This is a genomic window from Micromonospora taraxaci (genome assembly GCF_007830095.1).
Lineage (GTDB): Bacteria > Actinomycetota > Actinomycetes > Mycobacteriales > Micromonosporaceae > Micromonospora > Micromonospora taraxaci.
On sequence record NZ_VIWZ01000001.1, the window covers coordinates 2,965,652 to 2,980,318 of the forward strand.

Annotated in this window: 11 protein-coding genes; 3 read left to right on the plus strand and 8 right to left on the minus strand. The window is 72.4% G+C overall.

The genetic code is table 11. The features are described from left to right. Positions 1-54 precede the first annotated feature (54 nt). From FHU34_RS13755 to FHU34_RS13785, 7 genes are all read right to left on the minus strand, one after another. Positions 55-1,971, minus strand: a complete 1,917-nt coding sequence (locus FHU34_RS13755) for a glycerophosphodiester phosphodiesterase (protein WP_145780431.1) — start codon at positions 1,969-1,971, stop codon at positions 55-57. A gap of 103 nt (positions 1,972-2,074) precedes the next feature. Next, positions 2,075-2,815: a cellulose binding domain-containing protein gene (locus FHU34_RS13760; RefSeq protein WP_145780433.1), complete on the minus strand. Its 741-nt coding sequence runs from the start codon at positions 2,813-2,815 to the stop codon at positions 2,075-2,077. A 72-nt stretch (positions 2,816-2,887) separates the two neighbouring features. Continuing rightward, positions 2,888-3,268: a DUF742 domain-containing protein gene (locus FHU34_RS33655; RefSeq protein WP_280116482.1), complete on the minus strand. Its 381-nt coding sequence runs from the start codon at positions 3,266-3,268 to the stop codon at positions 2,888-2,890. Continuing rightward, positions 3,246-3,695 carry a roadblock/LC7 domain-containing protein gene (locus FHU34_RS13770; RefSeq protein ID WP_244311664.1) on the minus strand — a complete coding sequence of 150 codons (450 nt, stop codon included), beginning with the start codon at positions 3,693-3,695 and terminating at the stop codon, positions 3,246-3,248. The genes FHU34_RS33655 and FHU34_RS13770 overlap by 23 nt, the downstream gene beginning before the upstream one ends. Continuing rightward, entirely contained in the window at positions 3,692-5,632 is a 1,941-nt protein-coding gene (locus FHU34_RS13775) for a sensor histidine kinase (protein ID WP_145780437.1), read from the minus strand. The genes FHU34_RS13770 and FHU34_RS13775 overlap by 4 nt, the downstream gene beginning before the upstream one ends. A gap of 12 nt (positions 5,633-5,644) precedes the next feature. Continuing rightward, positions 5,645-8,200: a helix-turn-helix transcriptional regulator gene (locus tag FHU34_RS13780; RefSeq protein WP_208744994.1), complete on the minus strand. Its 2,556-nt coding sequence runs from the start codon at positions 8,198-8,200 to the stop codon at positions 5,645-5,647. Positions 8,201-8,205: 5 nt separating this feature from the next. Next, positions 8,206-9,471 carry an Hsp70 family protein gene (locus FHU34_RS13785; RefSeq protein WP_167524820.1) on the minus strand — a complete coding sequence of 422 codons (1,266 nt, stop codon included), beginning with the start codon at positions 9,469-9,471 and terminating at the stop codon, positions 8,206-8,208. A gap of 295 nt (positions 9,472-9,766) precedes the next feature. On the opposite strand from FHU34_RS13785, the gene FHU34_RS13790 reads away from it, so the two are divergent. From FHU34_RS13790 to FHU34_RS13800, 3 genes are all read left to right on the plus strand, one after another. After that, positions 9,767-10,654: an IniB N-terminal domain-containing protein gene (locus FHU34_RS13790; RefSeq protein ID WP_145780441.1), complete on the plus strand. Its 888-nt coding sequence runs from the start codon at positions 9,767-9,769 to the stop codon at positions 10,652-10,654. Positions 10,655-10,769: 115 nt separating this feature from the next. Beyond that, positions 10,770-12,626, plus strand: a complete 1,857-nt coding sequence (locus FHU34_RS13795) for a dynamin family protein (protein WP_145780443.1) — start codon at positions 10,770-10,772, stop codon at positions 12,624-12,626. After that, positions 12,623-14,083, plus strand: a complete 1,461-nt coding sequence (locus tag FHU34_RS13800) for a P-loop NTPase family protein (RefSeq protein ID WP_145780444.1) — start codon at positions 12,623-12,625, stop codon at positions 14,081-14,083. The genes FHU34_RS13795 and FHU34_RS13800 overlap by 4 nt, the downstream gene beginning before the upstream one ends. Positions 14,084-14,130: 47 nt before the next feature. On the opposite strand, the gene FHU34_RS13805 is transcribed toward FHU34_RS13800, so the two are convergent. Then, positions 14,131-14,421 carry a DUF1540 domain-containing protein gene (locus FHU34_RS13805; RefSeq protein WP_145780445.1) on the minus strand — a complete coding sequence of 97 codons (291 nt, stop codon included), beginning with the start codon at positions 14,419-14,421 and terminating at the stop codon, positions 14,131-14,133. Between the last annotated feature and the right edge of the window lie 246 nt (positions 14,422-14,667).

Sequence of the window (14,667 nt, forward strand, 5' to 3'; positions counted from 1 at the left end):
ATGACGTCGGTCCCCGCCGTCGAGCGCGACGGCGGGGACCAACGTGCGGGGGTGCTACTTCAGCGCGAGGGTGCGGGCGTCGGCGGCGATGACGCTGGCGACCTCGGCCGGCACCAGCTTGCCGGCCTGCCGGTCGGCGTAGGTAGCCAGTTCGGCGTACTGGGCGTGGACCAGTTTGGTGGTCATCGCCGTGACGGCGCCCGGATCGGCCCCGGAGGTGAGGACCAGGTAGCCGAGGCCGGCCTGGCTCACCGTCACGGTGAAGGCGCTCGTCGCGGTGGCGGCACCGTCGGGCCCGCTCACCTGGACGGAGATGGTGTGCCGACCGGCGGTCAGCTTGGCCAGGTCGAGCTTGCGCCCGGCCGCCGACTTCCTGCCGTCGAGCGTGACGGTGACGGTGTCCGCGTTGGTCGCGGCGATGGCGATCACCGGCGACTGCGCCCGGTCCAGTCGTGCGCCGTCGGCCGGCGAGGTGATCTCCACGGTCGGGTCGGCCGACGCCCGCTGGAGGAACGCGGAGTTCCAACCGACCAGCTCGGCCGCGCGGTTGGTGATGATCGCGTCCGCACCGATGCGCTCCAACCGCTGCCACAGGCCGGCCGAGTCCATCGTCCAGGCCATCACTGCGACCCCGGCCGCGTGCAGCGGGGCGACGACCTCCGGCTTGGCCAGCAACGCGTTGCCGTCCGGGTTGTACGCGGTCAGGTGCAGCTCCCGGGCGATGGCCACCGGATCGGCGTCCAGGGTGCTGCGTAGCAGGCCCAGCGGCAGTTCGGGGGCGAGTTCGTAGGTGTACCGCAGCGCGTCGACCTCGAAGCTCTGGACGAAGACCCGGCCCGTCATCTGCTCGTCCCGGATCACCTTGATGATGGTCGCGACCTCGTCGCGGGTGTGCTTGCCCTTGATCTCCAGGAGCAGGTTGCCGCCGCGGGTCCGCAGGTCCGCCAACTGCTCGGCGAGGGTGGGCACCCGCTCGCCGACGTACTGCGGGCCGAACCAGGAGCCGGCGTCGAGTGCCTTGATCTGCGCGGCGGTCAGGTTCCGGATGGTGCCGGTGCCGTCGGTGGTCCGGTCGACTGTCGAGTCGTGCAGGATGAACGGGACGCCGTCCTTGCTCGGCTGGACGTCGTTCTCGATCCAGTCCGCACCGCCGCGACGCGCGATCTCCTGCGCGACGAGGGTGTTCTCCGGTGCGGCGGCGGACGCGCCCCGGTGGGCGATCACCGTGAACGGGCTGCCCTTGGGTCGCAGGTACCCGTTCGCCGCCAGCTCGGTGACGGTGACGTCGTCGTACGAGACCGTCGCGCCGTTGACGAAGAGCCCCTGCACGCCGTCGGCGGAGCGCTGGAGACTGTTCGTCCGCATCGCCTCCCGGCCGTCGAAGATCCAGCGGGCCTGGTTGCCGTGCACCTCGACGGCCACCCGGACGTCCCGACCGGTGCCGGCGGCGTACGGGGCGGAGGCGGTGTTCGTCACGACCCAGGCGTTGGCCGTGGTGCGCTGCGCGAACTCGAGACCGTTGGCGGCGGTGGTGCCGCTGCGCATGGTGGCGATCCACCACGGGGTCGCGCCGTCGGCCGGGACGTCGATGCCGAGCGAGGCCCAGCGGGTCGCGGCCGAGACCGTCTCGAAGCGCATTGTCGCCTCGAGGCGGAAGTCGTTCAGGTGCCGACCGAAGGTGATCTTGTTGTTGTCGCTGGAACTGGCGGACGTTCCATACAGCCGGCCGTTCTCGACCTTCCAGGTGCCGTCGACCGCGTTCCAACCGGCGGGCAGCGACCCGGACGAGAAGCTCTCCGAAACGACGACGCTGCCCGGCCCGGCGGTGGCCGGCGACGAGGTCGCGAGGGCGACCGCGCCGGCAGCGCCGGTGACGGCGAGGGCGGCGACGGTGGCGGCGACCCGGGTACGCAGGGTGCCGAACCTCGACCCGGTGCGTTCGAGCGACGATGGTGCGGGTAGGACAGTCATGGCCGGAACGGTACGAAGCGGCCTCGAACTGGTGATCAATCAGGCGTTGCCGTCGACGGAACGCTCGGTGTACCGCTCCCGACCGGCGCCGGTCAGCCTGAGGTCAGTGCGTCAGGCCGGTGCAGGCGGTCCCGTCGATGGTGCACGCCTCGGGGGCCGCACCCGCCGGTGAGCCGTTGACCCGGAACGTCACCCGGACCGACGCGCTGCCCGGCACCTGACCGGCGCTTCCGTCCGGCACGAACGTCCACACCGCACCGTCGCGGCTGGCCCGTGCGCCCTCGACGCCGCTGACCCGCAGCGACTCCCGGGGCAGGGTGACGGTCAGCGTCCACTGCGGCACCGACACCGGCCCGGGGTTGGTGATCGTCACGGCCGCTCCGTAACTGAGCAACGCGTTGTCAGCGATGGAGAAGTCGGCGTTCAGGGCGGCCGGCGTGGGCGAGGCGGTCGCACCGCTGGGGGTGGGCCGGGTCGACGCCCCGACCGTCGGCGCTGAAGGGGTGGCCGACGCGACCGGTGGGGGAGCGGACGCCGTCGGACTGCTCGCCGCCGGCCGTGCCTGCGCCCGGGGGGTCTCCGGCGCCTGCGTGCCCACCTGGTCGGCGGACGGCGGCGCGTCGAGGGTCACCGGCGTCAGCTTCTCCGGCGTACGCAGCAGTCCGATGACGGCGACGGCCGTCACGACCAGCACCCCGAGCGCCGCGATCGCGGCCACCCAGGTGGCCCGCGAGACGTCGTCCCGACCGGTGAGCACCCGCCGTGTGGCCGTGGCGAGAGCCACGATCCGGTCCAGCAGGATGATCGCCACGGTACGGCGTGGTTGGGGTGGTGTTGCCGGCACTGCCTGTCTCCCCTTCGGTTCGTCGCCGGATGCGTCAGCGATCCGTGCGGATCGCTGATGTCATCGGCCCTGTCACAGACCGCGAAGCCCGACGAGGATCGCCTCGAGCAGATCCGCGGTCGGCAGCTCCGACAGCATCGGCGGGTCGTGCGTCTCGATCAGCCCGGCCGTGAGCAGGTCGCCGAGCAGCACCCGAACGGTCCCCAACGGAAGGTCCAGCTCGGCGCCGACCTCGGCCACCGACACTGGATGGTGGCACAGCTCGACGAGCCGCGCTTGTTCAGGGAAGAGCGGCGTGGGCGGCGTGACCCCTCGACGGGCGACGACCAGTGCGATCAGGTCGAACTGGCTGCCCGTGGGCGCGGTACGCCCGCCGGTCATCGTGTAGGGCCGGGCTACCGGTCCCGCCTCGTCGTCGTACCACGCCTCGTCAGCGGTGCCGGTGCTGCGCACCTGTGTCCCCGATCGTCGCCGAGGAGGCCGGTCCCAGACGGATGGGCAGGTGCCGCTCGGCCTGCCCCACGAACATCGCCACCTCGTAGGCCATGTCGCCGACCTCGACGTCATCGCCGGCGATCCGCACGGTGAGGATGGTCCCGTTCGGGATGGTGGCGATGAAGAGGAACGCCCGCGACATCTGCACCACCACCTGACGGAGCGCACCCCCCTCGCAGACGCGGGTGGCGGCCAGCCCCAACCCGATCAGGCCGGCGACCACACCGGAGATCTGCTCGACCAGCTCCGCCCCCACCTGCCGCGAGCCGCCGAGGGGCAGCCCGTCGGGGGAGAGCACCACGGCGAACTCCGCGCCGTGCACTCGGTCGACCAGGCGGTCCAGGGCACTGGTCAGGCCGTCGTTGGTGACCACTGCGGACGTCATGGATGTCTCCTTGCTGTTCTGGCGATCGGGATCTCGACCGTGTCGAGGCTGGTCCTGTCGTTTCCGAAGCCGGGCGGCCCGCCGTGGCGAACCCGCGTCGGCAGCGCGCCGTCGCCGTTCGGGGCGGGCGGGTCGACGGCGTCGCGGGTGGGCGGATAGGCGGTGTCGGGTGCTGCGGTGGCCGCGCCGGGGGCGTCGCCGCGGGGCGTGACCAGCGCGGCCGGGAGGAGCACGATCGCCGCCGTCCCACCTCGTTGGCTGGGACGCAGGGAGACGCGGGCACCGCACCTGTCGGCCAGCACGGCGGCGGCGTACAGACCTGCGAAACCCGGTGGAGGGCCGTCCGGCGGCGGACTGTCGAACAGGTGGTTCGCCTCGGCCAGCGTGGACGCGTCCAGGCCGGACCCGTCGTCCACGACCAGGACCGCGCAGCCCTGCGGTCGGTGCTCGCCGGAGACGCGGACCGTGGTGTCCGACGCCGAGTGGGCGAGGGCGTTCTCGATCAGCTCCGACAGCAGGTGGACGACGTCCGTGACGGCGGGTCCCGCCAACGACCACGGCCAGTGCGGCGCGATCAGGACCCGGTGGTAGTCCGGCACCTCGGCGACCGCGCCGCGCGCCACGTCGAGCAGTGGCACCGGCCGCCGCCAGCGGCGGGCGGGCGTCGCGCCGGCGAGGGCGATCAGCTTCTCCACGTTACGTCGAACCCGGGTGGTGAGGTGGTCGAGTTGGAACAGCTCGCCGGTCTCCTCGGCCGACCGCTCCCGGCGTTGCATCCCGTCGAGCAGGTTGAGCTGGTCGCGCAGCAGTGCCTGGTTGCGTCGGGTCAGTCGCAGGAACAGGTCGTGGTCGCCGCCGACCGGTGTCGTGCCGCCGGCGCCGGACGGTGCGGGGACCGGGGCCGGGGTGTCGTTGTCCGTCCTGGTCGGCGCGTCGGTCAGGCGGCGGACGGTGTTCACCCAGCCCAGCAGGAGCACGAGCACGACGATGAGGCCGAGCCCCACCACCGCGCCGGTGCGCGCGATCACCACGGCCGCGCCCGGCGCCGCCCGCTCGGCACTGCTGCGGGCGGTGGTCGTCACCAGTGTCTGCAACGCGCCGAGCGAGGCGTCCACGGCGGCCCGCCAGGCCTGCACGGTGACCCCGGTCGGGGCGGTGCCGGCGTCGCCGGAGAGCAGCAGGTCCTCCAGGGCGAGCAGGTTCGCGAAGTCGGGCCCGCCCACCAGGCGCTGGTATTCGCCCTGGTCGTCGGCGGGCAACCCGGCCGCCGCCTCGCCGCGCGCGTACCGCTGGCTGCTGACGAGCTCGGTCAGCCGACGCCGCTCGTCGGCACCGAGCCGACCGGTGCTCAGGGCCGTGCTGACCAGGGTGTCCTCCCGGGCGAGCAGCTCCCGGGCGCGGGCCAGCGCGATCACCGCGCGGGTGTCGGCTGCCAGCGTGCTCTCGTACGCGCCCCACTCCGGGCCGTACACCCGAAAGGCGACGTCGATGACCTGGTCGTACCCGTCTACCGCCTTGGCCACGTCGAGACCCCCGGCGTCCACCCGGGCGCGGATCGTGCTCAGACCGTCGAGTCGCCGGACCAGCTCACCGGCCCGGTCCCGGACGTCACCGGCGCTGAGCAGTCGAAGGTCGCGGCCGTCGGCGAACTCGCGGATCTCGGCGGTGGCGCGGTCGGTTCCCTGGCGCGCCTCGACCAGCGGTGCCGCCACCGGCGCGGCTCTCGTGACCGTCTCGGCGGTGAGTCGACGTTCGGTTTGCAAGCCCAGGATCAGGCGGTCGACGGGTTGGCCCAGGGTGTCCGCCAGGGCACGCACCCGCAGCAGATCCATCGCGTCCTGGCTGGCCACGTAGGCCGCGTACGACCAGAGTGAGACCAGCACGGCGGCCAGCACGACCAGCCTGAGCCGGATCAGCCGCACCTCGTTACGCGTCACGTTCCGCCCCGCTCACCGGACGGCTCGCTGGGGCCACGGCTGGCCGGCCGTGTCGCTGGCCCGGTCGGCGACCAGGGTGCGCAGCAGGGCCAGCAACTCGGTGCGGTTGGCACAGTTCAGCCGGTTGCGCATCCGCGCCACGTGGTGTTCGACGGTCTTCGCCGAGATGAAGAGCCGGTCGCCGATCTCCCGGTAGGTCAGTCCGGCCAGCACGAGTTCGGCGACCTCGTACTCGCGGTCGCTGAGGCCCTGCTGGGTGGGGCCGGCGACCCGCGTCGTGCTGGCGCCGGTCGCCGGTGCCGGCCCGCCGGACGGCCGTCCCTGGAGTGCGCGGGCGCATTCGAGCAGGGTGGTCATCGCCCGTCGGTCCGCGGTGCGGATGGCGGCCTGACCGGCGAGGCGTGCGCCGTCCCAGCACAGCCCGGTGTCGTGCAGCCCTCGGGCGGCGGCCTCCACCCGGATCGGGTCGACGTCGCCGCGCAGCACCTCCACCCAGCTCTGTGCCGCGGCGGCGACCACTGCGGCGTACCGGCTGTGGTCGGCGGCGGCGAGCAGCGCGGTGACGTGTTCGTCGGCGGTCGCCGGCTCGGCGGTCAGGATCGCGGCGTGCAGGCCACTCCAGCGCAGCGGGACACTCCACAGTGGGGGGTCGCCGAGTCGGCTCAGCAACGCACGCCCCTGGATCAGGTATGGCTCCAGGCGGGCCAGGTCACCGAGCCGTGCGCCCGCGATGGCCAGCTCACCCAGCGGCAACAGGGTGAACAGGTCGACGGGGTGCCGGACCACCGCCTCCAGCGCCTGCCCCCAGCCCCGCTTGAGCGCGCCGAGGTCACTGTTGCGTCGGCTGACGCCCATCCGGATCGCGGCGGCGAAGAGCAGGTCGCGGGACTCCAGTTGACGCCCGTCGAGCGTGACAGTGGCGAGGCGTTCGGTCGCGGCGTGCGTGTCGCCCCGAACCATCAGGATCCAGGCCTGCAACAGCCGGTGGCGGCGTGCCATCAGCGGGCCACCGACACCGGCGGCCAGGGCCCGGTGCAACACCCGCTCGGCGATCTCCAGCTCACCACAGTGCACGGCGGTCAACGCGGCGAGCGCGGCCGGGCTGTCCGGCAGGAGCGCCGCCCGCCCGTCCGGTTCCAGCAACGCGGCGGCCTGGACGAGGGCGGAGAGCGCGGCGGTCGGCGGGCCGGACACGCTGTCGCGTACCCCGGTGGCCATCAGCCGGGCGGCGCTGGCGTGCATGGTCGGGGGCTCGCCGGTGGGGTCACCCGTCGGTGGCTCGGCCGCGACGCCCAGGTCACCGGTGGCGATCCCGCCGATGGTGGCGAAGGCCGTCGCCGATGCGGTGCCCGCCCACCGGTACAGCTCCACGCTGCGCCCGACGTGACCCCGGTGTGCCAGGGCGGTAGCGGCCACCACTGCCGCCTCGCGACGGTCGGGTGGGGTGGCCGTGGCCAGCAGCCGGTCGGCCAGTCGGAGAGCGTCGTCGAGGTTGCCGGCGAGCGCGGCGGCGAGCGCCTGCTCGGCGCCGGCTGGCCGGCCAGCCGCCGTGGCGGCCGCGAACAGTTCGGCGGCGAAGGCCGGCTCGTCGGCCAGTGCCTCGGTGGCCGCGGCGGTCAGGGTTGTGACCGGGCAGTCGCCGAGCGCGCCCACCGCGAGCAGGGAGCGGACCAGCGGCAGCACCGCACCACCCCGGGCGAGTTGCAGCTCGGTGAGCCGACGCCAGACCGCAGTTCGCTCGGTGGTGGGGCTGAGCGTCGTGACGGCCCGTCGCACGATCGGCGTCAGCCGGCCGTCGGCGCCGAGCAGCCCGGCCGCCCTGGTCGTGGCGATCAGGTCGTCCACCGCCGCCGGTTCCCTGTCGACAAGCGCGCCGAGCATGCTCACCGGCAGCGTCCCGCCCGCCGCGACGGCGAGCAGCAACCGTCGTACGGCGGTGGGTTGGACGTCCAGGTCCGGTCCGAACTCCGCGACCACCGACCGGGGTGGGTTGACCACCGCGTCGGTCCGGGTTTCCGCGCCGGCCAGGCCACGGGCCAGCCGTTCGACGTCCCGGGGTACGCCGCCGGTCTGGGTGTGGACGAAGTCGACCAGGTCGTCACGGCTGCCCAGCTCCGGTGTGCGGGCGAGGTAGGCGGCGGTCTGCTCCCGGGTGAACGGAGTGAGGAGCATGGCCTGCCCGTCGCGGCGCAACGCGTCGACCAGTTCGCTGAGCGCCGCGGACCGGGGCCACGGGCGGTGGGCGACCACCAGCCGGTGTCGGCGGGTGGCGACCAGGCGCAGCAGCACCTCGACGCGTGCGTCGTCGAGCAGGTGCGCGTCGTCGACGAGCACCATTGTGTCGGGGTCGACCGCTTCGCCCGGCTGGGGGGCGATGGTGCGGACGGCGATCCCGGCGCGCTGGTGGACTCGCGCCAGTTCCGTCAGCAGCGCGGTCTTTCCGTGGCCGCCCGGGCCGGCGATGCCGACGCTGAGCGGCCCGGCCGGATTGTGCCCGACAGTGTCCAGCAGGACCTGCGGCCCTCGATCCAGGGTCAACCCGGATGCGGCGATGTCGTTCATGATCATTGGGGTCATCCTTCGCGTCCCCGGCTGCGGGCCAAGGCCAGGCGGGACGGTTTCGGCAGGTCCAGTGGGAGGACCCGGACCGGGGGCCGCGGTGGCGGATCGCCCGGAACGGTGGTGTCGTGGTGGGGGCGGCGGGGCGCCGGGAGGGTGGCCCGACCGTTGCCGCTGACCGGGGCCGCGTCGCGGACCGGTGGGTTTCGGCGGGCGCGCGGCGACACCACCTGGCAGGCGGCCATCGCCGCCCCGGTGGCGGCGGTCAACTGGGAGTCCGGCTCGACCTCGACGGGGACCGGGAGGGCCGCGCTGATCAGCTCGGTGACGAGCGGGACGCGGGTCGAACCGCCCGCCAGCAGGACACCGTCGAGTTGCTCCGGCGTCAGGTTGGCGCTGCGCATAGCCCGTAGGAGAAGGTCGACGGTGACCTGCACCGTCGGGCGGATCATCTCCTCGAACTGAGCCCGGGTCACCGGTATCCGGGCCGGGCCGTTCGGTAGGGCCAGCACCACGTCGGCCGTCAGGTCGACGGTCAGCACCCGCTTGACCCGGTCACACTCCGCGCGCAGCCCGCGCAACGCCGCCTGGGTGCCGCGGCGTGCGCTGGCGGCCAACTCCCGGGCCAGCGCGGTACGGGTGTGCTCGGCCAGCGCCTCGTCGAAGTCGGCCCCGCCCAGCGAGTCGAGCCCCTGCGGGGTGCCGAACGTCTCGTAGGTGCCGCGCGGGGTGCGCCGCACCAACGCCGCCTCGAAGCTGTTGCCGCCCAACGCGTAGACGACGGCCGTGCTGCCCGCGAACCCACGCGCCGCGTGGCTCTCGGCAACCGTGACCGTGCGGGGTAGCAGTGTCACGTTGCGCAGGCCGAAGCCGGACAGGGCCTGGTGCAGCACCTCCCGCCGGTAGGGACGCCATCCCGCCGGGTGGCTGAGGACGATCGCCTCGGCCGGGCCGCCCTCGAGGGCGTGGACCCGCTCCACCACCCAGGCCGCCAGCTCCGCGGTGAGGGTCTGCGGCGCGCAGGCCTCACCGCCGAGCAGCAGGGGCACGTCGTCGCCGATGCGGTGGACGAAGTCGCGCGTGGTGCGGCTGCCGTCGTCGGTCGCGGGCTCGCCGACGTGCAGCGAGCCGTCCTCCGACAGGCACAGCACCGACGGTACGACTGTGGAGTCGACGTGCAGCGGGACGGCCTCGGGACGGGTCCAGGTGGTGCCGTGCAGCCGTGCGACGGCGGCGGCGGTATTGGTGCTCCCGATGTCTATCCCCAGGACGTACGGCATCGCTTTTCTCCCCCCGTGAGGTGGCCGCCGGTGGCGATGGCGTCGGTGCTGCCGACGACCCACCCCCGGCGAAACCCGCGGGCTCCTACGTTCGTACCAGAGATCAGACCCTGGTCGGGACCCTAATCTCGCCGGGACGGTTTCCCCCTGTCCCCCTAACGTACGAGGTAGCGGAGTCCCTAGTTCAACCGGCCCGGATGCGGGCTCAGCCCCGATGCCCGGGGGCGGGCCCGGCAATAACGTCACTGTCGACGTACGACACGTCGCTGACGCCAGATCCGAGGAGAACCAGCACATGGACTCGCACCAGACCCTTCACGACTTCGTGCTCGACCTGCTGACGAACCCCGACGCGCGGTCGGCGTTCGACCTCGACCCCGAGGGTGCGCTGCGCGGCGCGGGGCTCACCGACATCACCGCGGCGGATGTGCAGGACGTGGTGCCGCTGGTGGTCGACTACGCGCCGGGCCAGGGCCTCGGGGCGATCGCCCCGGCAGTCGGGCAGCTCGGGCTGGACCCGCTGGTCACCGACACCACCGACGTGGTGGGCCAGTTGCAGAGTGTGGCGCAGCAGATCAGCGTCACCAGTTCGCCCACCGGCGTGGACGTCAAGGCCGGCGTGCTCGGCGCCATCGCGGTCGACCCGTCGACCGCCGCCGCCGGGATCACCGTCCTGCCGGGGGTCGGCCTGGGCATCGGTCCGAACGGGCTCGACACCGACCTCGCCGGTGTCGGCGACGTGGCGTACACCCTCGACGCCGATGTCGTGCAGCCGGTGGACGCGATCGCGGACCCGGTCCTCGGCGACGTCACCGGCACCGTCGGCGACCCGAGCGGTCTGCTCGGTGTCACCGACTCGAACCTGATCGGCGGCGACCTGACCGGTGGTGTCCTGTCCGGGACCCACGGTCAACTCGGCGGGGTCGTGAACTCCCTCGGTGTCAACGACACCCTGGGTGGGCTCGGCCTCGGGCACGGCGACGGCGTCGTCGGCGGTGTGGTCCCACCGCTCGACGTGCCGTCGGCGGTGGGCGGCGTGACGCACCAGGTGGACAGCCTCCTCCCCGGTGTCACCGGCACTGTCGGTGACGTGACGGGTGGGGTCACCGACGGTGTGCTCGGCGGCGACTCGCACGCCTCGTCCGATCACGGGCTGCTGGGTATCACCGGCGGTCTGCTCTGACCCGGATCTCCGGTCGGAGCGGGGGACCGGATCGCCTCGGGCGGTCCGGTCCTCTCCGGTTCCCCACCCGGCCCCTCTTGATAATTGAGCCGAAATCCGCACACTTGGTGCGGTGATGGCCGGGATCTGGTTGGACGTGCTGGACGAGATCGCGCGCACGTGCAGTGCACACGGTCGTGCTGACCTGCTCCAGACGGTGCGGCAGAAGCGTGCCCAACTGCTGGACCCGACGCTGCGCGTCCTCGTCATCGGCGAACCGAACCAGGGCAAGAGTCAGCTGATCAACGCGATCATCAACGCCCCGGCCTGCCCGGTCGGCGACGGCCGCACGACAGTGCTGCCGACCGTCGTGCGGCACGCCGAGGCCCCGTCGGCGGTGGTCGCGCAGGCTCCGGCGCCGGCCTCGGGCCGTCCCGCCGGCGCTGCCGAGGCGGTGACCGTCGAGCGAACGCCGGTCGCGCTCAACCAGGTCGCCGCGGGCGTGGCCGGAATGGTCGGTCGTCGTCCGGGCGGCGGCCCGGCGTACGTCGAGATCGGGGTGCCACGCGCCCTACTCGGCGCCGGGATGGTGCTGGTGGACACTCCCGGCACCGACGAGGTCGCCGGTGTCGGCGGTGCCGCCCCGGTCGCTGCTCCGGCCCGCGCGGACGTCGTGCTGCTGGTCTCCGACTCCACCCGGGAGCTGTCGGTCGCCGAGCTGAACATGGTGCTGCACGTCATGCGGTCGCACCCGAACGTGGTCGTGGTGCAGAGCAAGACCGACCTGGTGGCCGACTGGCGTGCGGTCGCCGAACGTAACCGGCAACACCTGGTGGAGGCCGGCGTCCCGGTGACGCTGATCCCGGTCTCGGCGACCCTGCGACTGCGCGCCGCCGCGGCCGACGACCGTGGCCTCAACGCCGAGTCCGGGTTTCCCGAGCTGATCGCTCGACTACAGCGCGACCTGGCCGGCAAGGCCAACCACCTGGCCCGCGCATCGGTGCAGACGGTTGCCCGGACGGTCGTGGAGCAGTTGGCCGCTCCGCTGCGCGCCGAGTTGGCGACCCAGGAGACCGAGGAGCAGTCCGGGCCGATCTCCCGGTTGCACGCGGCGCAGCGCGAGGTCGACGAGCTGCGCAGGTGTTCCACCCGCTGGCAGAACACGCTCAACGACGAGATCGGCGACCTGCTCTCCGACATCGAGTACGACCTTCGCGACCGTACGCGGGAGATCCTGCGTACGGTGGACGAGGCGTTCGACACCGCCGATCCTCTCGTGGCCTGGGACACCTTCCAGGACTGGCTGGAGAGGAGCCTGATCGAGGCGGCCGAGGCGAACCGTGAGTGGCTGATCCAGCGCTGCGACTGGATCGCCCGCCGGGTGGCCGCCAACTTCAACAGGTACGGCTACGACGTGCTGCCGGCCTGGTCGATGTCCATGCCGGACGACATCGGCGAGCGGATGCCGGAGCTGCAACGGCCGATGATCGACAGGTTCACCACCGGCCAGAAGTTGTTCACCGGTATGAAGGGCTCGTACGGCGGCATGCTGATGTTCGGTCTGGCAACCACCCTGGCCGGGATGCCGATGATCAACCCGGTCTCGGTCGGCATCGGTGCGCTCTTCGGTGGCAAGAGCATCCGTGACGAGAGCAAGCAGTTGCTCCGCCGCCGGCAGGCGACCGTCAAGACCACCATCCAGCGCCACGTCGACGACGTCTTCGTCCGGATCAGCCGAGACTGCCGGGACGCTGTCCGCCAGGTGCAGCGGATGCTGCGCGACCACTTCACGGCGCTGACCGAGGAGCTGCAGGAGGCGATCGTCCAGTCGTTCCGCAGCGCGAAGCAGGAAGCCGACACCGATGCCTCCCTTCGCGAGCAGCGACAGCGCGAGATCCGGCTGAAGATGACCCGACTGGCAGCGCTCTACGAGCAGGCACAGCAGTTGACCGGCGTACGGTCCGCCCCGCTGCTGCTGGAACCGCAGACATGACGGTGGGGCTGCGCCTGGACGAGGCGGCGTGGGGCCTGCTGCACCAGGCCATCGGTCTCTACCAGGACGACCCGCGGGTCGTGGGGCAGTTGCGCAACCAGGTGGCCCGGCTGGAGCAACCACTGCGCATCGCGGTCGCGGGCCCATGGCGATCCGGCAAGTCGACAGTGGTCAACGCGTTGATGGGTGAGGAGGTCGCACCTGTCGAGCGGGCCGACGGCGTCTTCACCTGGTACGAGGACGGTCCGGTGCCACGCGCCACCGCGTACCCGTCGGGTCAGCCTCCGCAGGAGCTGGCGGTGGTGAAGTCGGCGACCGGCCTGCGGGTGGATCTCGGCTGGGACACCGGCGATCTACGCGACATCGTCGTGCAGTGGCCGACGCGGGCGCTGCGGCAGATCACGCTCATCGACACCCCGGCGGTCAACGGTGACGTCGAGCAGGGACGGGCGTCCCTGTTGGAGCGGGTGCTGCGGGACTCGGACGCGGTGTTGTACCTGACCCGGGACGGCCGCGACAGTGATCTGCGGGTGCTGGAGGCGGCCCGCGACGGCGCCGTCGGGCAGGCCGCCCCGGTCAACGTGATCATGGTGTTGTCCAGGGCGGACGAGACCGGGGGAGGTCGGATCGATGGTCTGCTCACCGCCCGCCAGCTCGCCCGGCGGCACTACCGTGATCCGAGGGTGAGCGCGCTCAGTGTGAACGTGGTGGCGTGCAGTGGGATGCTCGGCCTGGCGGGCAGGATGCTCGGCGAGTCGGACTTCGCGGCGCTCGCGGCCCTGGCCCGCGTACCCCGGGCGGAGCTGGACGCCCACCTGATCTCGGCCGATCGCTTTCTCCGGGGCGAGCTGCCGGTCCGGCTGGACACCGAGGTACGCGTCGCGCTGCTGGACCGGTTCGGGATCTTCGGTGTCCGGCTGGCGGCCACCCTGGTCCGAAGTGGATTCGACAGCCGGGTGAAGCTCTCCGCCGAGCTGATCCGGCGCAGCGGTCTCACCGAGCTGCGCGAGTCGGTGACCCGCTGTTTCATCGACCGCCGCGACGCGCTGAAGGCCCGGTCAGCGCTGGCCGCGGTGGAGACGTTGCTGCGGGCCGAACCCACCCGGGGTTCGGACGAGTTGGTCGGCGCGGTCGAGCAGATCCTCGCGGGTGCGCACGAGTTCCGGGAGTTGCGCCTGCTGGTGGCTTTGCGTAACACCCGGCTCGGGTTCGACGCTGAGCTGGCCGACGAGGCGCAGCGGCTGGTCGGGGGCAACGGGGTGGGCCTCGCCGCCCGGCTCGGTGTCGAGCACGAGGCGACCGCGCAGCGGCTCTGGGAGGTCGCCGCCGAGGCGCAGTGGCGGTGGCGGGACCGGGCCGAGGACCCCCTGCTTCCGCTGGCGCAGCGCCGCGGGGCGCAGGTCGTCGTCCGGAGCTGCGAGGGGATGATCGCCGAGCTGGTCGCGGGCGGTCGCTGAGCTGGGACGCGGTTCGGGGGCGGCCGTCACGGCCGCCCCCCGTCTGCTCAGCTCGGTTGATACGTCTGGCAGTCGGCGATGTCCTGGCCCGGGCCGACCCGGATGGACGGTGCGTGGCACTCCAACTCGGCGTTGTGCTGGCAGTCGCTGCGCTTGCAGGCCCCGACCTGGGCGATGACGCGGTCCAGCCCGCCCTTCGCCGAGGTGTCGATGAACGTGGCGCAGCTGGCGTTCTGCTGCCCGATGGTGATGGCGAAGGCGTGGCAGCCATCGTGGTTGTAGCCGCAGTCGGTGACGGTGCACTCGTGTACCCGCGGCATCTCCAGCATGTCGGTCATCGGCGTTCTCGCTTCCGTCGGTGGTGCGGGTCATCGCAGTACCCAGCACCGACGGGACAATTCGCGCTTTCTCGGGATATTTTGGCTAGGGCAGCCTTGCCTAACCCCTGAGCGCGAACGAGCGACCGTGTGGAGGGGCTCCGATCGTTCCGGGGCCTCCACGCGCGGATCCCGGCCCGAAAACCGTTATTCGATCTTGTGTTGCACAGTCGTCCCTGACCTGCGGAGATAACGCTCTCACGGATG